Below are 20,253 nucleotides of genomic sequence, written 5' to 3'. Positions count from 1 at the left end.
AGCACTAACTAGATGGCTCTCAAGATTTCCAAAACATCTCTTTAAATCAATGGCCTTTGATTGTGGGAAAGAGTTCTGTAATTGGAAGACGATTTCTAACCAACACGATATTGATATTTTCTTTGCGGATCCAGGTTGCCCAGGGAAACGTGGATTAAATGAACACTCAAATGTGTTATTAAGACGTCATGGACTACCTAAACAAATGGATTTTAATGGCTTGTCTCAAAAAGTGTTATCAGCTATAGCTGATAGACGAAATAACATTCCTAAGAAATCACTAAACTATCAAACACCTTATCAAGTTTTTCTGAGTTACATAAAATGTCTAGCTTAATTTGACAATCTGGGATATTTAAAATCTAAGAAAGAAGACGTTCCGTCTCAAAAATCGAATAACTCTCTTGTTTACTTGATGTCACAATTAAAATATCAGAAGTTCTCATATTACCAAGATTACAAGGATGAAAAAATTAACCGTGAAACCTATATATATTATAAGCAAGAAATAGATAAGAAGTTTGATGATATTGAAGAAGAATTAAACAAATTGAATAATTCTCAATGTATGGTTGACAGTTCGCTGTCTAAAGAAACACTTCGAGAATCAGTGAAACAAATTATAGTTAACCATGCTGGTGGCTATCGAATTGACTATAAGAATATCTGAAGAGACTTTATCATGAAGTCTCTTTTTTAAAAAAATATTGTTAAGAAATGCTGTCATTAACTTGACACAAGAGGGTAATTTGGATTCGACGGTTCGTATTGCAGAACAAGGACTTCCAATTGCCTATGCAACCATCGGTGGTAATCCTAAGCATTTCGCGCAGCTTGTTGCCATTTATAAAGAATTAGGTGCTCGTCATGGTCACTGTCCAGAGCAGCTGAAAGTCGCAGCGCATTCATGGGGGGGGATTGAGATAGACAATCAAGCTGCGATTGATCATTATTTCCATCCAACTAAGCAAATAGTAGATAACATTGCCAAAGGGCGTCCGCACTGGCGTGAAATGACCAAGGAGCAGTACCTTCAGTCTATCGGTCCTGATGGGGCAATGTTTGTCGGTGATCCAAAGGCGGTGGCTGAGAAAATCATTCGTATCATTGAAGATTTGTCGCTAGACCGCTTCATGTTTCACTTACCAATCGGTTCTATGCCACACGAAGATATCCTAAAAGTCATTAAGTTGCATGGCGAAGAAGTGGCACCATTGGTAAGACAGCGTTTTAAAAGATAAAAGGTTAATCAAAACTAGTTGCTCAACATGGCAGCTAGTTTTTGAATTTATCCCACTCCTATGACTATAATCCCTTCAAAAATGAGGAATAGTAAGGATATTAGTCCTGCTTTATTCATGTGATTTACCTCACTTTTTTTTTCTTTTATTATATGATAAAATATTAAAAACAAAAAAACATTCCCATATATGCGTGATGGAGGAAGAGAGATGAAAAATTTTGGAGAAATTTTTAAAACTTTTCGAGAGTCTAGAGGATTAAAGTTAAAAGATGTCGCAAAGTCTGGTATATCAACGTCTCAGCTCTCACGTTTTGAAAAGGGAGAAACGGATTTAACCATTTCAAAGTTCATGCTCATTTTGGATAGAATTAACATGCCGATTGATGAATTTATGTATGCGGTTCATGACTTTCATCGGGATGAACTGAATGAACTCTTATCAAAAGTTAGACATTTTGTATCTAATCATGATGTTGAGGGTATGAAAAAACTTTAATATCAATAATGTATTTAGTAAAAATAAAATTTTAGCAGTAAAAGAAATGGAGATGAGCGAGGAAAAACGAAAACTATTTATTAATCAGTCTCTAGAAGATATCATAAATAATAACGATAAAAACTATATAAGTCCGATTGTTTATGATGTTTTGTTATCAATGATTTTCAAAAGTAAGGCAGAATCTTTTTGTGATGATATTGACCCTGAAACAACTATCACATTTGACGTTGATGGAACGGTGAAATCTTGTTTTAGGTTTTTGGGGACGCATAACAGTGATAAGGTTTCTCATTTCAATAATAAAGATAATTTTACTAAGTGTAAAGATTGCTGGTGTAAAGGTATGTGCGTAGAGTGTGTCGCAAATATGATTGATGGTTATTCACCTATTATCTCTGAAGAGGGACAATTTATTGACTGTCGAAAACAGATATTAATGGAATATTGTATTTATAAAATTATTGAACTGAGTCAGGATAAAGAACGTTTATCAAAATTAGTAAATAACTTTGAAAGGTTTATAAGATATGCTTAGCAAATTGATTTCTAAAAAGCATTTAATCGTATATTTTATCTTTATTGCGATTACTTGGTTAGAGGCACTTATCACGCCGAGCCTGGTTTCTCGTATTGTGGCTAGTTTTGAGAAAAAATCTCTTAATGAGTTAGGGATTGCTCTAGCTATAGGGATTATTGGGAATTTTATTATTTTGATAGGACTTGCTGGAAAGCGGTATTACTATGCCAGAATTGTTGCCGATTTTACCCTAAACATGAAACGTAAGCTCTTTAATCATTTTCTTTCGAGTAATAAAATCCATACAGCAGATATTCTATCTAACCTAGAGAATGATGTCAAACAATTGGAAAATGATTACCTTGAGCCTAGTGTTATTATCATATCATCTATCGGTTTTACAACAGTTTCCATAGCTTATGCCTTGTTAACGAATTTTGGCCTGGGTCTAATTTTTATCTTTTTTTACGCCATTCCAGCACTTTGTAGCGGGATTGGTAGTCAAAAATTAGATCGTCTTTCAAAGGCTAGAGCTAATTCTAATCAAGATTACCTATCCCAAGTGACAAATATTATTGGTGGGGAACGGGTGATTAAACATTATCGTGCAAGAGCGTTTTTCTTTGCACGGTTTGAGAACGTTCTCTCCAAAAGAGTTCATCAAGATATTCGCTATGAAAAGCAACGGACCGTGAATAATGTCATTATCCATAGCATAGATGCCTTTTGTTCGGTTGTTCCGATTATTATCGGTGGTGTGATGACTTATCATGATTATATCTCTGGTTCCCAATTTGTTGCGATTTATTTAGTTGCGCACAATATCGGTTATCAGTTTAACGAGTTATCTTACTATCTCAATACTTACAAATCAACGAAGCAGCTTAGAGATAGCTATGCTTTCTTACTTGAAGATGATGTCAAAGAAATGGTTACCAAAACTTCTCAATCACTCTTTCCGATTACCATCAACCATGTTGGACTAAAACGGGGAAATCACACCATTTTTAAGGACTTAACATTTAATATTGAAGAAGGTGAAAAGATTGCTCTAATCGGTCCAAGTGGTAGTGGTAAAACAACTATTCTAAATATGATATATGGCGAACAGCTACCAGATTCAGGAGAGGTGACCTTTTCTCAACATCACTTAGAAAAGGAGCAAATTTCCAAATCTGTATCTTATATCTTGCAAGAATCTTACGTTTTTGATGGGTTAAGCCTCGAAGATAATATTGCACTTGGACAACCTCTTGATGACTTAAAAATGGCAGAAGTGTTAACTTCCGTTAATCTGTTATCCTTAAAAAATCAGTTGCTTTATAATACTCAGCTGTCAGGGGGAGAAAAGCAACGCTTAGAAATTGCTCGTAGTCTATATCATGATAACCAACTAATCTTGGCTGATGAGATTAAATCCAATCTTGATAAGGCAAATGCGACTCAGATTTCAGAGATATTGATGGCGATGCGCCAAACTCTAGTAGAAGTCATCCATCACTATGAGGATGAGACATTGGCTAGATATGATAAGGTAATTGATTTATCAGATAACATCTAAGGTCCTTGGGAGATTTTCCTAAGGACCTTTGTTTTTATTGAAACTAGAGAAATCTTGATTTTTTTGGTACAATGAAGGTGTTATGGAAAATCAAAATATTATTAAAGTCTCTCAAGATTTGGGAGTGACAGAACAGCAAATTGAGCAAGTTCTCTTGCTAACCGAAGAAGGTAATACCATCCCTTTTATTGCCCGTTACCGTAAGGAAAAAACGGGGAATTTGGATGAAGTGCAGATCAAGGCCATTATTGATTTGGACAAGTCTCTGACAACCTTAGCAGAGCGTAAGGAAACTGTTCTGAATAAGATTGAGGAGCTCGGCAAATTAACGCCTGAACTCAAAGCAGCTATTGAAGCGGCGACAAAATTAGCAGATGTTGAGGAACTTTATCTGCCTTATAAGGAAAAACGTCGTACAAAGGGAATGATTGCGCGTGAAGCAGGGCTTTTCCCATTAGCACGTCTGGTTTTGCAAAATGTTCCGAACTTGGAGTCAGAAGCAGAGGCATTTATTGCAGAAGGATTTGAAACGGCTGAGAAAGCTTTAGCAGGTGCCTGTGATATCTTGTCTGAAGCTCTTTCTGAAGATGCCAAACTGCGTTCGTGGACGTATAATGAAATCTGGAGTAATAGCTTGCTGACGGCACAAGTTAAGAACGAAGAAGCTGATGATAAACAGGTCTTTAAAGTGTATTATGACTTTAGCGATAAGGTATCTAAACTCCAAGGTTATAAGACCCTGGCTCTTAACCGTGGAGAGAAATTGGGAATCTTAAAAGTCAGCTTTAACCACCAGTTGGACAAGATGACACGTTTCTCTGAAGCACGCTTTAAGGAGAAAAATACCTACATCGAAAAAGTCGTTCAAGATGCTTTGAAGAAAAAGATTGTGCCTGCTATGGAGCGTCGTATTCGCACCGAATTGTCGGAAGTAGCAGAAGATGGGGCTATCAAACTCTTCTCAGAAAACTTGCGTAACCTTCTTCTTATTGCTCCGTTGAAAGGTAAGATGGTTCTCGGTTTTGACCCAGCTTTCCGTACGGGTGCTAAATTGGCCGTTGTTGATCAGACTGGTAAATTGATGACCACACATGTCATATATCCTATCCCACCAGCAAGTGCAGGTAAAATTGCAGTAGCTAAGAAAGAGTTAGCTGAGCTATTGACGACTTATCAGATTGAATTGATTGCGATCGGAAACGGGACAGCTAGCCGTGAAAGTGAAGCCTTTGTCGCAGAGGTCTTGAAAGATTTCCCAGAGGTTTCTTATGTGATTGTCAATGAAAGCGGGGCGTCTGTCTATTCAGCCTCTGAGCTAGCCCGTCAGGAATTCCCAGACCTGACCGTTGAAAAGCGCTCTGCCATCTCCATCGCAAGACGTCTGCAAGATCCACTGGCTGAATTGGTCAAAATTGATCCTAAATCGATTGGTGTTGGGCAATACCAGCACGATGTTAGTCAGAAGAAATTAGCTGAAAATCTTGATTTCGTTGTCGATACGGTGGTTAACCAAGTTGGGGTCAATGTTAATACGGCCAGTCCAGCACTGTTAGCGCATGTGGCAGGGCTTAATAAGACTATTTCGGAAAATATTGTTAAATACCGTGAGGAAAATGGGGAAATCAAATCCCGTGCGGAAATCAAGAAGGTACCTCGTCTCGGTGCTAAAGCATTTGAGCAGGCAGCTGGTTTCCTACGCATTCCAAATTCTAAGAATTTCTTGGACAATACAGGTGTTCACCCAGAAAGTTACCCAGCGGTAAAAGAGTTGTTGGCGCTTTTGGATATTAAAGTCTTGGATGATGCGAGCAAAACCAAATTGCAGTCTGTAACTGTTTCAGAGATGAGTGCGAAACTTGATATTGGTGAGGCAACGCTGACAGATATTATCGCAGACCTGTTGAAACCAGGGCGTGACCTCCGTGATGAGTTTGAAGCACCAGTGCTTCGTCAGGATGTCTTGGATGTGAAAGATTTGAAGCTTGGGCAAGAATTGCAGGGAACGGTTCGTAATATTGTGGACTTTGGCGCCTTTGTTGATATTGGTGTCCACGAAGATGGGCTTATTCACCAGTCTCGTCTCGTCAAGCGTAAACGTGATAAGAATGGACGGCCGCTTCCTTATCCACACCCAAGCGAGGTCTTGGCTGTTGGAGATATTGTTACAGTTTGGGTGACCGAAGTTGATTTGGACCGTAACCGCATTGGTCTAAGCTTAGTAAAACCACATGGACTTGATTAAGTACGTTCAGCAGGTCTCTAGAGACGATTTCGGATGGGATTTTCACCATACGGCTCATTGGAATAATCGGCTTCAAACGACTGGAGGACGATTTTTTCCAAAGGATGGTCATCTGGATTTTAACCCGAAACTGTATGCGGAGCATGGACTTGATGTTTTCCGAAAAATTGTGCGCCATGAGCTCTGCCATTACCATCTGTATTTTCAGAAAAAAGGCTACAAGCATGGGGATCAAGACTTTAAAAATTTGCTAGCCAAAGTGGATGGTTTGCGGTATGCGCCGCCGACTCAGTCGGCTCAAAAGGCTTATCGCTATCATTATGAGTGTAAAGCCTGTGGACAAGAATACTGGCGAAAGCGTCGCATTGACCTTAGTAAATATCGTTGTGGGAAATGTCGAGGTAGATTAGAGGCAAGTAGATCATCTCAAGAAATTTTTGCTCAACAGTGAAGTAGTGTTGCCAAAATCAGTCCTGCGACTGATTTGCTTTATAACATAAAAGTTTAGAATAGATATATCATTAATAGAGGAGGACTTTCTATGGAAACTGTTTTTTACAAGAAACGTGAAGGACGATTTGTCAGCGGCGTGTTAGCTGGCCTATCTGATAAGTTTCACTGGGATGTGTCCCTAGCCCGAATTTTGACAGCGATTTTTATGTATTTCTCCTTTGGTTTTGGGCTTTTCCTCTATGTCGTTTTAGCAATTTTTCTTCCCTATAAAGAAGATATTGAAAAAGAACGTTATGGTACTGGACCACGTAGACGAAAAGATGCAGAGACGTTGAAAGAAGATGATGATTGGTTCTTTTAGAGTAGTATAGGTTTGCCATCTTTCTGCTAACAGGACAGAAAGGTCATATAGCTCCCCTTTGAAGGCTGGAACAAGAGTTCTAGCCTTATTTGTTTTATAGTGGATGTAGAATCTATGTAGAACCATGAAAATCCCCTATGATAAGGAATTCTAGGTAAACTCGATGAAATATCCAAGCCTATCGCTGTGGCAGACTGGATTGAAATGTTCGCTACAGAGGAAAGTTTTTAGTTTGATATAGGAAATAAAATAATGAGACTTCCTTAAGTTAAGCTATAAATGATTTTTAGCAAAAAATAAAATATTCTGTCTTTTAAAGTATAGTCATTTAGTTAGATTTTATTTATAGTAAGATGAAATACCAATAGTACATAATGTGATATGAGCTTCTTATGGCATATGCATTAGATTTTCGTGAAAAAGTTCCCGCCTATTGTAAGCGAACAGGTCGTATCACAAAAGCATCAGATGTTTTCCAAATCTTACGACATACCATTTATGGCTGGTTAAAACTAAAAGAGAAAACAGGGAATCTAAACCATCACATCAAGTCAAAGGAACAAAACCTAGGAAAGTTGATAGAGATAGCCTCAAAAACTATCTTACTGATCATCAGATGCTTATTTGGCTGAAATAACTTCTGAATTTGACTGTCATCCTACTACCATTCACTATGCTCTCAAAGCTATGGGATACTCGAAAAAAAGAATAGCACTTACTATGAACAAAATCCAGAAAAAGTAGCTTTATTTCTTAAAAATGTTAACCATTTAAAGCACTTAACACCTGTTTATAGTGATGAAACAAGATTCGATACTTATTTTTATCGAAAATATGGTCGCTCATTAAGAGGTCAATTGATAAAAGGTAAAGTGTTTGGAAAAAGGTATCAGAGGATTTCTTTGGTTGCAGGGCTGATAAATGGTGACATAATCGCTCCCATGATTTATGAAGAGACAATGACGAGCAACTTTTTTGAAGCATGGTTTCAGAAATTTCTGCTACCAACATTAGGCACACCATCAGTTATTATTATGGATAAGGCAAGATTCCATAGAATGAATAGGCTAGAACTCTTATGTGAAGAGTATGGCATAAACTTTTACCTTTTCCACCCTACTCTCCTGTGTATAATCTTATTGAGAAAACATGGACTCATATCAAAAAGCACCTCAAAAAAATATTGCCAAATTACAATACTTTTTATGAAGCTCTTTTGTCCTATCCCTATTTCAATTGACTATACCGATAAAAAATGATATTTTTAAAATTCGAAAAAAGATGGAAATGTTTTTTCAACAGTTCAATCTTTTTCCCAATATATCCGTTTTGGGTGACATTACGCGTTCCCCTATTAAAACCAAAGGGATGCCCAAGGAGGAGGCAGAAACAAAAGCTATGATGTTGTTGGACAAGGTAGGATTACCTGAAAAAGTGTCTGCTTTTCCACAAAATTTATCAGGCGGTCAGAAACAGCGGATTGCGATTGCAAGAGGGTTAGCTATGGATCCAGATGTAATGCTATTTGACGAGCCGACATCAGCGCTTGATCCTGAAATGGTTGGTGAAGTATTGACCGTGATGCAGGACTTGGCTAGCTTAGGCGACTGTCACTCTCTTGTTTCTTAGCGACAGGCTTCGATAGTCTGGAGAGAGATTGTCAAACTCTACTGGATATTTTCACCCCTAGCGCACTAAAACTTGGCCACTTTAGTGTTTTCACAACTGGAAAAGCACTAGTTATAGTGACTTCGCCGCCTGCATTGATCGCAGAAAATACCAACAATAAAATATTATGGAATAACTATCTATTGAAGGGAAATGAATGGTAACTGAAACAATTTATCTTAAATGGGATTATTATTTTTAAACGCAGGATTATTTTAAAACTGAACCATTGTCTAAGTAATTCAAGGGAATCTGTACTGTTTGTAGATTGTACGACAGAAAAATGTTGAAAGAGACTGGTTCTATCATTCTAACTAAAATAATTGTTTCAAGTCTAGGCATGTCTGTTGAGTTTTAGGAATGGTAGAGTTATAGTTTTTTTGGTATAATGGGACAGTAGTAGTTTGAAAGGAGTTTAAGGTTTGTTTCAAATTTCGGTAGACCCCCATCATCAGGAAACCTATGAGCAAGTCTTAGCTCACTTGAAAGGAAAGCAAATTCGTCTGACAGAAACACGGAAAGCCATTATAGCCTACATGATTGAAGCTCATCATCATCCTAGTGCAGAGCAAATTTTTCATGATTTACAGGACCAGTATACTCATATGAGCTTAGCGACTGTTTATAATAATTTAAGAATTTTGATTGAAGAAGGCTTCGTCTCTGAGGTTAAAGTAAGTAATGATAATACGACTTATTTTGATTTTATGGGGCATGACCACCTTCATGTGGTTTGTGAGATTTGTGGTAACATCACAGATTTTATGGATGCTGATACTTCTCTTTTAGTAAAAGAAGCAGAGCAAAAGACTGGTTATCAAGTCACTAAAAATCAATTTTTAATTTATGGTGTTTGCCCTGCTTGTTCCCTAAAAAAATAGAAAAAGACTTCACTTGAAAGTCTTTTTTTCTTATATATGCGAATAATTAGTTAGGAGGTCATCATGTATAGTATTCAATTTAAAGAACAAGCCATGCTTCCCCGCGAACGATTAAGCGCAGAAGGAGCAGAACATCTCAGTAATCAAGAACTTTTAGCCATTTGTTTACGTACAGGGACGAAGAAGGAACATGTCCTTTCTTTGGCTAATTCAATTTTAAAGAATTTGAGTAGTTTAGCTGATTTGCGGCAGCTTTCTCTTGAGGAATTACAAAATATTTCAGGCATTGGGCGAGTAAAATCTATCGAATTAAAAGCCATGATAGAGTTAGCTAATCGTATTCAGACAGCAGAAGTTGAAAAACAGGAGCGCATCATGTCCAGTGAACGATTAGCACGACGAATGATGCTCGAATTAGGAGATAAGAAACAAGAGCATTTGGTAGCTCTCTATTTAGATACACAAAATAGACTTATTGCTCAAAAAACCATATTTATTGGTACGGTTAGACGGTCAGTTGCAGAACCTAGAGAAATTTTACATTATGCTTGTAAACATATGGCAACATCTTTAATTGTTATTCACAATCATCCATCTGGAGTAACAGAACCAAGTGAAAATGATTTTCATTTTACAGATAAACTTAAGCGTTGTTGTGACGATCTAGGGGTAGTTTTTCTAGACCATCTTATTGTTGGAAGAAATGAGTATTTTAGTTTTCGTGAGGAGACAGATAATCTTTAAAGCTCATTTACAATAAAATCGAAGAGTTTTTGACTGTGATCTTTATCGCTATAAACTAGTAGTTCAGGATGCCATTGGACACCAAGATAACGAAGATCAGGGGTAGTAGATTCAACGGCTTCAATAATTCCATCTTCAGGAGAACTTGCAATAACTTTTAGCGCTGGTGCTAGCTCTTTTATGGCTTGTCGATGGTAAGAATTAATCCCAGTATGTGTTTCATAGATATGAGAAAAAAGGCTATCCTCAGTAACAGTCATTGTTTGAGTAATAATATCTGCGTCTTCTTTTTGCCAGTGATTTGGAATATTTTGATGTAGACTACCACCTAAAATAACATTTATGAGCTGCATGCCTCGGCAAACGGCAAAAATAGGTTTCTTTTGTAAAATGGCTTCTTTAACTAAAGCTATTTCAAATTCGTCTCGCTCTCTGAAGTAATCATCTTCAGCATTGGGGTCTTTTTCTTCATGATAATAGGCAGGGTTAACATTTTGTCCACCTGTCAGAATAAGCTTATCAATCATGCTGATGTAATGTTTCGCCATTTCGGGTTTGTTAATAGGTAGAACAAGAGGAAGTCCACCGGCTTCAATAATCGCATTAGGAAATCCTGAAGGGACATAGGTCCAGGGAAGGGTATCTAATTCCACTTGACGTTGATTAGCAGCAATTCCAATAATAGGTTGTTTTGACATAAGAACTCACTTTCTAGTCTTTTCATAAGAGATTTGAGGAAGGTATTAGCAGTTTTATTTTACTACCGTGATAATGTGATTCACAGTGATGCATTTTAGTACTTAAAATAATACCGAGTTATCTTGTTGTACTTTTGTGATGCTTCTGGTCCTTTACTTTGTTGTGATTTAGAACGACCTTCTTCTTTATAATTATAGTGATTTAGATTTTATTAGTACTTATTTTAATGTGGTGTGGGGCTGCTCCAAAAGTCTGGGAGACCTTTGGAGGTAAGAAATGGTGCTAGCGAAGTCAGCGTCACAATCTCTTGCGGAGTTCCATTTTATACTCTATAAAAATCAAAATTAGACATAGACAAAAACATTTTTTCTCCTGCTCTCCTCATGTGGTTAGCACGTCAACAAACCTTTGGTTTCATGGCTCACTTGAAAGGCCCTACCCTTTCAAGTTTCCTTTCCATAGCAGAAAGCTGTTATGATTTTAACCACTTACCGAGGATAGAGTTTGTCGTTTTCCGATTAGAGACAACAGTATCCAAGGTAACAAAATTACTATGATTGTGAAGACTTTATGCTGCGGTGAAAGCTCTAGAAGAAGGATTCTAGGGCGAGAGGATGGAGAGTTAACAGACTTCAAGACTGATTGAAGCTGTTGCTTGGAAATTAAAAAGCAGTAAGACTCGCCCCCAAAAAATAGAACTCGCAGGAGATTGTTTGCCCCCACAGCTAAGGAATAGCTCCTAAAAAAGCCAACAATGTATCGTTTTGATTTTGAAATAAGTATTAAATCTAATTTACTATATAATGAAAAAACAAGTAATCTGATAATATAAAAAAATAGCTGAGGAGTCAAGTATTCTCCTCGGCTATTGATTTATTTATCTTGATTATTCATAAAGTAGAGTAACGTTTGAAGTTCACTTGTTAAGTCTACATATTGCACAACAACATTTTCAGGAACTTGGAGATTAACTGGTGAAAAGCTTAAGATACCACGGATTCCTGCATCAACGAGGATATCAGCCACTTCTTGAGCTTTAGTTGAAGGAACAGTTAAAATAGCAGTTTCTACATGTGTATTAGCAATATGATGTTTAAGACTTGAGATACCATAAATAGGAATCCCATCTCCTGTTTTTGTGCCAACTAATTCATTGTCATCAGTATCAAAAGCAAGGGCAATTTGCATTTTGTTGCGATCATGGAAACGATAGTGTAACAAAGCACGACCGATATTACCTACACCAACTAACATGACATTAGTTGTAGAATGGTCTCCTAGTAATTCTGCGAAGAAATTCATTAATTTTTGAGTATCGTAACCAAAACCACGACGTCCGAGTTCGCCAAAATAAGAAAAGTCTCGACGAACAGTCGCAGGATCAATTCCCATAGCATCAGCGATTTGTTGAGAGCTAGCTTTAGCAACTTTATCAGCATGGAGGCGTTTAAAAATTCGGTAATATAAAGCTAGTCGTTTAGCAGTTGCATTTGGAATATTTTTTTCTAACATAGTTGTCTCTTTCTAAAATAATTGAGGTTGGAACAAAAATATCTCAATCATCTCTTTTTGATAGTAATAGCAGATAGATGCAGTAGTTGATTGGAAGTCCCAAAACTTTTCTACACAGTCGTTAGCGGCCATCCTATACGACTGTGATGGTCAAGACTTCGAAATCATGACTTTTGTCTCAATCTCTTTTTTCATGTTTAATCTATTCTTATTATAATGAAACTTTGTGAAAAAATCAACATATAAGAATTTAAAAAAGACAATAGAAAAACGTCAAATAGTAAGAAAGAATGAAAATATGAGGACAGTTCCTTAAGATTACTAGTGAATCGGAGGAACTATCCTATTGATTTAGACTTCTAGTTTGGTAAAGATATCGCGTTCAACTAAACTATCCATCAAAAAGTAAAATTTGTCCTGCATAATTTTATGTTCTTCATTTTTGAAGATATTGACAAGACGAAGCCCAGATTTATCTGTAATAGTAAGTTTGAAAGCAGTTAAATCTTTATTGATCGTAATTTTTAATGGGAAACCATCCCCAGAATTTGGAATAATTTCTAAAAGGCGATTCAATTCGTAATTTCCAACCTTATTTTGCATAAAAGTTGTATCACGAAGAGTGTATTTTTTTATTTTAGGACTAATCGCATAAGAAAAACGACAGTCTGTTAAATGAATTTCTTTTTCAAAAGCCATAATCAATTATTTAAGATATAGATGACATAAGAAATGACACGATTTTTTATGTTTTCCATACCCATTTCCTTTCATAATGTAGTTGCTATGCTAATAATTTTTTTAATTGTTGTGCTAATAGCTGAGCTTCTTTAACAGTGTTTTGTTCTCCAAAACTGATTCGAATGGATTCGCGAAGTCTTGGAGAACTTTCACCATAGTAACTTGTTAACACATGACTTGGAGTGACAGCGCCAGCAGTACAAGCTGAACCAGTTGAGACTGCAAATCCAGCTAAATCTAGTTGTGTTAGCAGAAGTCCATTATTACCATTAGGAAAACCAATATTTAACACATGTGATAAGGAATCGTTTCCTGAATTGATGTAATAATCTAAGCCTTCCAGTTCTGTTAGAAAAGCTTGGCGAATGTGATGAATATGGTTGAGGTTTTCATGTAGCTGATTGGTAGCTTCAGTCAGCGCAGTAGCCATACCAGCTAAAGAAATCATATTTTCTGTTGATGCACGCCGTTTATCTTCTTGATCACCACCATGTAAGAGATTATCAAAGTGATTGGTCTTAGCATAAAGAAAGCCAACCCCTTTAGGGCCATGAAATTTATGAGCAGAGGCAGATAAGAAGTCAATTTGCCAATCGTCTGGTAATACAGCAATTTTTCCAACTGTTTGAACGGCATCAACATGAAAAACAGCCGAATGTTGACTTAAAAGTTGACCAATTTCAGGAATGGGATTAAGGTCTCCAGTTTCGTTATTAGCATGCATAATGGATACTAATAAGGTATCGGGACGAAGGGCGTCCCTAACTTGTTGCGCAGTTATGTGACCTTTACTAGGTTTTAGATAAGTGACTTCAAACCCAAAACGTTTTTCAAGATAAGACATGGCTTGTAACACAGAGTGGTGTTCGGTAGCTGTAGTAATCAGGTGTTTCCCTTTTTCTTGATTAGCTAATGCATAGCCGATAATAGCGGTGTTGTTACTCTCCGTACCGCCAGAAGTAAAGATAATATTTTTCTCGTCTGTTTTTAAGCTTTGAGCAATAGCAGAGCGATAATGGCGTAATAATTGTTTAGCTTTTCGTCCAAAAGTATGTAAGCTAGAAGGATTGCCGAACTGCTCTGCCATTACTGAAGTCATTGCTTCAATCACAGAAGGAGTTAAAGGAGTAGTTGCAGCATTGTCAAAATAAATCATTGTTTACTTACCAGGTTTATATGCAAAGAGTGGGCTTACTGGTTGATGCTCGTGGATACGGACAAGGGCTTCACCGAGGAGCTCACTTGCTGGAAGATACTTAATTTTATTTGGTGTACGTTCTTTTGTCAGAACAGAGTCTGTTACAAGGATTTCCTTAATTGGTGCAAGATCCAAAATGTCAGCAGCACCACCAGCAAATAAACCGTGACTAGCTACAGCATAAATGTCAACCGCACCGTCACGTTCAACAATTTTGGCAGCTTCTGCAAAAGTTTTACCTGTATTTAGGATATCATCAATCAAGATAGCTTTTTTCCCTGCGACATCTCCAATGATGTAACCTTCTTCACGCTGGCTGTCATCTTGAGCATAATCAATGATAGCAATTGGGGCATCAAGGTATTCAGCTAAGCTACGAGCACGTTTAATGCCAGAGTTTTTTGGACTAACAACGACAACATCTGAACCAGTTAAACCTTTATCAATATAATGTTTGGCAAAAAGTGGAACAGTGAATAAGTTATCTACTGGGATATCAAAGAAGCCTTGCACTTGAATAGCATGGAGATCAAGTGTTACAACGCGCTCAACGCCAGCTTTTACCAACATATTGGCAACTAATTTTGCAGTAATTGGTTCACGTTGTGCAGCAACACGATCTTGACGTGAGTAACCAAAGTATGGCATGACAACTGTTACAGAGTGGGCGCTGGCACGTTTACAAGCATCAATAGCTATGAGTAGTTCCCAAAGATTATCGTTAACAGGATAGCTTGTTGATTGGATGAGATAAACGTCAATACCACGAACACTTTCTTCTAAGTTCACCATAATTTCACCATCTGCAAATTGGCGTGAAGATAGCTTGCTAAGAGGTACCCCTACAGCTTTAGCAATCTGTTCAGCAATTTCTTTATTTGATGAGAGAGAAAAAAGTTTCATTTGTTTGTCGGACATTTTAAGGCTCCTTCTTAAAGTAACATGAAAGTTTTACGGTTACTATTCTACCAAAAAAAAAGATAAAAAGCATGGTATAACTAGAGAAAAATTAAGTTCTTATGCACAGATTATTAGTCTTAGTATGAAATAATTGTTTCTTCTAATCATTTGAATTTTGGAAAGTTGTGTTTATTGAGCGTGGGATAGAAGTCATGATTCCCTATGGCTCTCTGTTTTCTAAGCTTCGTTTAAAACTGTTCACTGGACAGTTTTAGTAAAATACTTTTTCATCCTAAAAAGAAATAAGGATGTTTTTTCGTTCTTTCATGCTGATATTTTGAGGTGAATATGAGAGACCAAAAACTTAAAATCAAGTATTTAATACTATTGGTCATTCTTTTTTAACGTTGATGCAAAACGGGCAACTTTACTTTTCGCATATTTAAAGTCAATATTATGTTGCTCCAAAAAGTTATCAAAATCTATTTTGCCTTTTTCAGCATCCAAGACTTCAAGTTCCAATTCATAATCTTTGAGTCCGGCATATTGATTATAATCCAAAGCAAGTAGGCCAATAGAGGTTTGCGATTCACGGCGGATGGTTGTTAAATGTCCTAATACTAGAAGTTCTTCGAGAGGAATTCCTTTTTGAACTAAAAGAGTTTTAATTTCTCCGTTAGGGAGAATTGCTGTTTTGATGGCTTCCTTGGCTTCTGGTAATAGCAGAGTCTGATTATGTTCGACATTCCCAACTTCCTGCGGAATTTTTAATGTCAGTTCTGCCTTGTCTGAAAAGGTTCTGATACGTAAGGACATACGATGTGCTTTTAGAACAAAGTCAGAAGTGTCAAAATAGTAATTCGTTTGAGTGATAGGTTTGACATGTGCTAATCTACTTTCGAGGCGATTAAATTCATCTTGATTAAGTAAAGTTTTGTATTCGATTTCAAGAACTGTCATGTTTATTATTTTTCTTTCTCTAAAAATTCTGAATTTTATGTTATAATTAAATGACTATGTTCATTTTAGCTAAAAGTTAGCTTTTTGACAAGAATGAGTGACGAAGTGAGTGCTGGAGCACTAGAAAGGAGTGTTCAGTTGATTTCTACAACTGAACTTAGGATGGTTTAAGCTAAGCAATCCAATTTTAAAGGTTTATACTGAGGAGAATGATAGCTTGTCTCACAAAAGTAATCGGATTGAATTAAAATCTGAAAGCAAATGAACCAAGGTAGGCCATCCTAACATCTTAATAATATGAATTTTGACTGGGAAAGTTTTCTTGATCCTTATATTCAAACAGTTGGTGAACTAAAAATAAAATTACGAGGCATCCGTAAGCAATTTCGTAAGCAAAATCGTCACTCTCCCATTGAATTTGTCACAGGGCGTGTTAAATCAATTGAAAGTATCCAAGAAAAATTAGTCCGCAGAGGTATCGCTTTTGAAAATATGGCTGAAGAAGTGGAAGATATTGCTGGACTTCGTATCATGGTGCAATTTGTAGATGATATTGATGAGGTTTTAGGGTTGCTTCGTCACAGGACGGATATGACAGTTGTTCGTGAACGAGATTATATCAATCATATGAAAATGAGTGGGTATCGTTCATATCATGTTGTGATATCTTATCCAGTGAATACTATAGATGGGCCTAAGACTGTTTTAGCAGAGATTCAAATTCGCACGTTGGCGATGAATTTTTGGGCAACTATTGAGCATTCGCTAAACTATAAATACCGTGGTGATTTTCCAAATGAAATTAAACGTCGTTTGGAGATAACTGCTAAAATTGCCTTTGAGTTAGATGAAGAAATGCGGAAAATCCGTGAAGATATCCGTGAGGCGCAACTGTTATTTGACCACGATAATAGAAAATTGAGTGACGGAGTGGGTAATAGTGATGACACAGATGAATTATACCGATAACACTAAAGTAGCAATTATTGCTAATGGCAAACCGCAAAGTCGACGGGTTGCTGATAAGATTTTTAAAGCTTTGCGTGACGATCCTAACTTTTATTTAACAAAACGCAATCCCGATATTGTGATTTCCATCGGAGGAGATGGGATGCTCTTATCTGCTTTTCATGCGTATGAAAAAGAGTTAGAACGTGTCCGTTTTGTAGGTGTGCACACCGGACATTTGGGTTTTTATACTGATTATCGTGATTTTGAAGTAGAAGAATTGTTACGTAATCTTCGTGAAGATTGTGGTGAAAAGGTATCCTATCCTATATTAAAGGTTTCCTTAACCTTATCTGATGGTAGAGTGGTGACCTCTCGCGCTTTAAATGAAGCTACGATTAAGCGTCTTGAAAAAACAATGGTAGCAGATGTGTTGGTTAATCATGTCCTTCTTGAACGATTTCGTGGCGATGGTTTGGCTGTCTCTACACCAACCGGTTCAACAGCCTATAATAAATCGTTGGGAGGAGCTATTCTTCATCCAACGGTAGAAGCTTTGCAATTGACTGAGATTGCTAGCTTAAATAATCGTGTTTACCGTACTATTGGAAGTCCGATTATTGTTCCAAAGAAAGATCTTATTGAAATTGTTCCTAAGCGTGTAGGGGCCTATGTATTAACTGTGGATAATAAAACTTACCATCATCGCAATGTGCAACATGTGACTTACGAAATTGACCAAGCGAAAATCAGTTTTGTAGCGACTCCACGCCACACGAGCTTTTGGCAACGTGTAAAAGATGCTTTTGTTGGAGAAGAACATGAAATTTGAATATATTGCCCATAGACCGTGTCAGGTCAAAAGTCTTCTGAAAGAACACGATGTCTCGAAAGCCTTGTTAGCTAAAATTAAGTTTAAAGGTGGAAATATCTGGGTAAACGGTAAGGAAGAAAATGCTATCTTTGTCCTAAAGAATGGAGATGTGGTAACCATTGAGATTCCCAATGAAGAAGATTTAAATGGAAGTCTTGAACCGATATATAAACCCATAGAGATTGTGTCAGAAGATGATCATTTTATTATCCTCAATAAACCGCATGGCATTGCTAGTATTCCGAGTATTTTACACTCCCATACCATGGCCAATCGTGTTAAAGGATATTATTTGTCTCAAAATTACCCTAATAAACAAGTCCATATTGTGACGCGTTTGGATAAAGATACCAGTGGTCTGATGCTTTTTGCAAAACATGGCTATGCTCATGCAAGATTGGATAAACAGTTACAGAAAAAGGTCATTGAAAAGCGTTATTATGCTTTGGTAGCAGGTGAAGGTGATTTGCCTGATGAAGGAGAAATAATTGCCCCTATTGCGCGGCCAGAGAATTCTATTATTACACGCTGTGTCCACCCGTCTGGGAAATATGCACATACCTCGTATAAAGTTGTTGCGCGTTATGGAAAGGTGAAATTAGTTGATATTCAACTTCACACCGGACGGACACATCAGATTCGCGTTCATTTTTCTCATATTGGGCAACCGCTTTTAGGAGATGATCTTTATGGTGGTTCAATGAGTTATGGGATTGAAAGGCAAGCGTTGCATTGCCATTATCTATCTTTTAACGATCCATTTACAAGAACACAAAAGATACAGACTAGTTCCTTGACAGCTGACATGGAAAGCGTTATCCTAAAGTTACAACAAAAATAAAAGAAAGTTGAGAGATTATGCGTAGTTTATTTGGTGAGTTGCGTAGTAAGATTGCAGGAAAACATGTCAAAATCGTTTTCCCAGAAGGAAATGATGAGCGTGTGGTACGTGCAGCAGCTCGTTTGAAATTTGAAGGTTTGGTTGAGCCAATTATTCTTGGTAAACCTAATGAGGTGATTGCTTTATTGGCAAAACTTGGTTTTGAAAATCCAAACTACACGATTATTGACCCAACAGAATATGCTGATTTTGATCAAATGAAAGAAACTTTTCTTGATATTCGTAAAGGAAAAGCAACTCCAGAGCAAGCTGATACTATCTTACGTGATGTCAACTACTTTGGTGTGATGTTAGTTCAAATGGGTCTTGCTGATGGTATGGTATCTGGTGCTATACATTCAACTGCTGATACTGTTCGTCCGGCCCTTCAAATTATCAAAACAAAACCAGGTATTTCACGTACGTCAGGTGTTTTCCTTATGAATCGTGAAAATACTAAAGAGCGTTACATTTTTGCAGACTGTGCTATTAATATTGATCCTAATGCTCAAGAATTAGCTGAAATTGCGGTAAATACTGCAGAGACTGCAGCAATTTTTGATATTGATCCAAAAGTTGCGATGTTAAGCTTTTCAACCTATGGTTCAGGTCAAGGACTACAAGTTGAAAAAGTAGCTGAAGCAACTAAAATTGCGAAAGAATTACGTCCAGAATTAGCTCTCGATGGGGAATTACAATTTGATGCTGCTTTTGATGCTGATACTGCTAAAATTAAAGCGCCAGATAGCTCAGTTGCGGGCAAAGCTAATGTCTTTGTTTTCCCAGATCTTCAAGCAGGAAATATCGGATACAAGATTGCACAACGTCTAGGTATGTTTGAAGCTATCGGCCCAATCCTACAAGGTCTGAACAAACCAGTAAATGATCTTTCTCGCGGATCATCAGCAGACGATATTTACAAACTTGGTATCATCACTGCTGCTCAAGCACTTGAAAATTAATTAAATATAGGAGGACGAGGTTGGGACAAAAATATCTCAACCTTCTCTTTTTGATAGTAATAACAGATCGACGTAGCGGTTGATTGAAAGTCTGCAACTGGACACTTCTTTATTTTCAAGTGTCCACCTAAAATAATCCACTGGATTATTCTCGCTCATTCGTTTTCAAGCTCGAACCTAAACTATTTTAGTACTACGCAATCGTTAGCGGCCATCCTATACGAATGTGATGAACGTCGTTCATCTTATTTCCAACCTCCAAAGGTTTTATACGAAAACTTCAAAAAAAGTGCAAAACTTCCTCCCCTATGTTACAATATAGGCGAAAAATTTTTAGTTTTGGATTGTTAGCTCGTCTCTAACAATCTTTTTTGTTGGCAAAATTCAGAATAAGTTAATTGATAAGACAA

General features: G+C 37.1%; 18 protein-coding genes and 5 pseudogenes. 17 read left to right on the top strand and 6 right to left on the bottom strand.

Features of this window, described 5'->3' with window-relative positions; all coding sequences use genetic code 11:
* The 13 genes and pseudogenes from GZ996_RS10165 to radC form a co-directional block, all read left to right on the top strand.
* Positions 1 to 337 (top strand): IS30 family transposase (locus GZ996_RS10165; RefSeq protein ID WP_162011994.1); only part of this gene is annotated, 337 nt, incomplete at its 5' end.
* A gap of 78 nt (positions 338 to 415) precedes the next feature.
* Positions 416 to 670, top strand: coding sequence for a hypothetical protein (locus tag GZ996_RS10160; RefSeq protein ID WP_202914423.1), 255 nt, complete (start codon positions 416 to 418; stop codon positions 668 to 670).
* 73 nt (positions 671 to 743) lie between these two features.
* Positions 744 to 1,241 (top strand): annotated as a pseudogene (locus GZ996_RS10155) (LLM class flavin-dependent oxidoreductase); the annotation flags it as partial.
* A gap of 210 nt (positions 1,242 to 1,451) precedes the next feature.
* A pseudogene (locus tag GZ996_RS10150) lies at positions 1,452 to 1,736 on the top strand (helix-turn-helix domain-containing protein); the annotation flags it as partial.
* Positions 1,735 to 2,277: pseudogene (locus GZ996_RS10145) on the top strand (radical SAM protein); the annotation flags it as partial. The pseudogenes GZ996_RS10150 and GZ996_RS10145, both read left to right, overlap by 2 nt.
* Positions 2,270 to 3,820 carry a streptosactin export ABC transporter GggC gene (gggC, locus tag GZ996_RS10140; RefSeq protein WP_162011992.1) on the top strand — a complete coding sequence of 517 codons (1,551 nt, stop codon included), beginning with the start codon at positions 2,270 to 2,272 and terminating at the stop codon, positions 3,818 to 3,820. The pseudogene GZ996_RS10145 and the gene gggC, both read left to right, overlap by 8 nt.
* An 82-nt stretch (positions 3,821 to 3,902) precedes the next feature.
* A complete protein-coding gene (locus GZ996_RS10135) occupies positions 3,903 to 6,062 on the top strand; it encodes a Tex family protein (RefSeq protein WP_162011991.1) in 2,160 nt (719 codons plus the stop codon).
* The gene (locus tag GZ996_RS10130) at positions 6,049 to 6,513 is read left to right on the top strand and encodes a SprT family protein (RefSeq protein WP_156807155.1); all 465 of its coding nucleotides are present in this window, start codon (positions 6,049 to 6,051) and stop codon (positions 6,511 to 6,513) included. The genes GZ996_RS10135 and GZ996_RS10130 overlap by 14 nt, the downstream gene beginning before the upstream one ends.
* 90 nt (positions 6,514 to 6,603) lie before the next feature.
* The gene (locus GZ996_RS10125; protein ID WP_156807154.1) at positions 6,604 to 6,876 is read left to right on the top strand and encodes a PspC domain-containing protein; all 273 of its coding nucleotides are present in this window, start codon (positions 6,604 to 6,606) and stop codon (positions 6,874 to 6,876) included.
* 392 nt (positions 6,877 to 7,268) lie between these two features.
* Positions 7,269 to 8,116, top strand: a pseudogene (locus GZ996_RS10120) (IS630 family transposase).
* A gap of 11 nt (positions 8,117 to 8,127) precedes the next feature.
* Positions 8,128 to 8,481 (top strand): annotated as a pseudogene (locus GZ996_RS10115) (ATP-binding cassette domain-containing protein); the annotation flags it as partial.
* A gap of 494 nt (positions 8,482 to 8,975) precedes the next feature.
* Positions 8,976 to 9,425: a Fur family transcriptional regulator gene (locus tag GZ996_RS10110; RefSeq protein ID WP_232323270.1), complete on the top strand. Its 450-nt coding sequence runs from the start codon at positions 8,976 to 8,978 to the stop codon at positions 9,423 to 9,425.
* 63 nt (positions 9,426 to 9,488) lie between these two features.
* The gene (gene radC, locus GZ996_RS10105; protein ID WP_156807191.1) at positions 9,489 to 10,169 is read left to right on the top strand and encodes a RadC family protein; all 681 of its coding nucleotides are present in this window, start codon (positions 9,489 to 9,491) and stop codon (positions 10,167 to 10,169) included.
* Here the strand turns inward: radC and GZ996_RS10100 are convergent.
* The 6 genes from GZ996_RS10100 to GZ996_RS10075 all read right to left on the bottom strand — a co-directional run bounded on the left by GZ996_RS10100 (position 10,166) and on the right by GZ996_RS10075 (position 16,179).
* Positions 10,166 to 10,867 (bottom strand): gamma-glutamyl-gamma-aminobutyrate hydrolase family protein, encoded by a 702-nt coding sequence (locus GZ996_RS10100; protein ID WP_162011989.1) that lies wholly within the window; start codon positions 10,865 to 10,867, stop codon positions 10,166 to 10,168. The genes radC and GZ996_RS10100 overlap by 4 nt on opposite strands.
* Positions 10,868 to 11,741: 874 nt before the next feature.
* On the bottom strand, positions 11,742 to 12,380 hold the full coding sequence (locus tag GZ996_RS10095; protein WP_156807193.1) for a redox-sensing transcriptional repressor Rex: 639 nt from the start codon (positions 12,378 to 12,380) through the stop codon (positions 11,742 to 11,744).
* Between the two features lie 351 nt (positions 12,381 to 12,731).
* On the bottom strand, positions 12,732 to 13,079 hold the full coding sequence (locus GZ996_RS10090) for a DUF1831 domain-containing protein (protein ID WP_156807194.1): 348 nt from the start codon (positions 13,077 to 13,079) through the stop codon (positions 12,732 to 12,734).
* Positions 13,080 to 13,164: 85 nt separating this feature from the next.
* The gene (locus GZ996_RS10085; protein WP_162011988.1) at positions 13,165 to 14,277 is read right to left on the bottom strand and encodes a cysteine desulfurase family protein; all 1,113 of its coding nucleotides are present in this window, start codon (positions 14,275 to 14,277) and stop codon (positions 13,165 to 13,167) included.
* Between the two features lie 3 nt (positions 14,278 to 14,280).
* Positions 14,281 to 15,237 carry a ribose-phosphate diphosphokinase gene (locus GZ996_RS10080; protein ID WP_162011987.1) on the bottom strand — a complete coding sequence of 319 codons (957 nt, stop codon included), beginning with the start codon at positions 15,235 to 15,237 and terminating at the stop codon, positions 14,281 to 14,283.
* Positions 15,238 to 15,603: 366 nt separating this feature from the next.
* Positions 15,604 to 16,179: a CYTH domain-containing protein gene (locus tag GZ996_RS10075; RefSeq protein WP_162011986.1), complete on the bottom strand. Its 576-nt coding sequence runs from the start codon at positions 16,177 to 16,179 to the stop codon at positions 15,604 to 15,606.
* 297 nt (positions 16,180 to 16,476) lie between these two features.
* On the opposite strand from GZ996_RS10075, the gene GZ996_RS10070 reads away from it, so the two are divergent.
* Genes GZ996_RS10070 through pta form a run of 4 tightly spaced genes read left to right on the top strand, consistent with a single transcriptional unit; the run spans position 16,477 to position 19,843 of the window.
* A complete protein-coding gene (locus GZ996_RS10070) occupies positions 16,477 to 17,148 on the top strand; it encodes a GTP pyrophosphokinase (RefSeq protein WP_156807198.1) in 672 nt (223 codons plus the stop codon).
* Complete coding sequence (locus GZ996_RS10065; protein ID WP_162011985.1) at positions 17,123 to 17,959, top strand: NAD kinase; 837 nt, start codon at positions 17,123 to 17,125, stop codon at positions 17,957 to 17,959. The genes GZ996_RS10070 and GZ996_RS10065 overlap by 26 nt, the downstream gene beginning before the upstream one ends.
* The gene (locus tag GZ996_RS10060; RefSeq protein WP_156807200.1) at positions 17,949 to 18,842 is read left to right on the top strand and encodes an RluA family pseudouridine synthase; all 894 of its coding nucleotides are present in this window, start codon (positions 17,949 to 17,951) and stop codon (positions 18,840 to 18,842) included. Before GZ996_RS10065 ends, GZ996_RS10060 begins: the two co-directional genes overlap by 11 nt.
* 17 nt (positions 18,843 to 18,859) lie before the next feature.
* Complete coding sequence (gene pta / locus GZ996_RS10055; protein WP_156807201.1) at positions 18,860 to 19,843, top strand: phosphate acetyltransferase; 984 nt, start codon at positions 18,860 to 18,862, stop codon at positions 19,841 to 19,843.
* The last annotated feature ends 410 nt before the right edge of the window (positions 19,844 to 20,253 follow it).

It is taken from the genome of Streptococcus sp. S784/96/1 (assembly GCF_902729355.1).
Classification (GTDB): Bacteria; Bacillota; Bacilli; order Lactobacillales; family Streptococcaceae; genus Streptococcus; species Streptococcus caledonicus.
The sequence above is the reverse complement of the archived record's forward strand: the minus strand, read 5'-3'. Positions and strand labels throughout refer to the sequence as shown.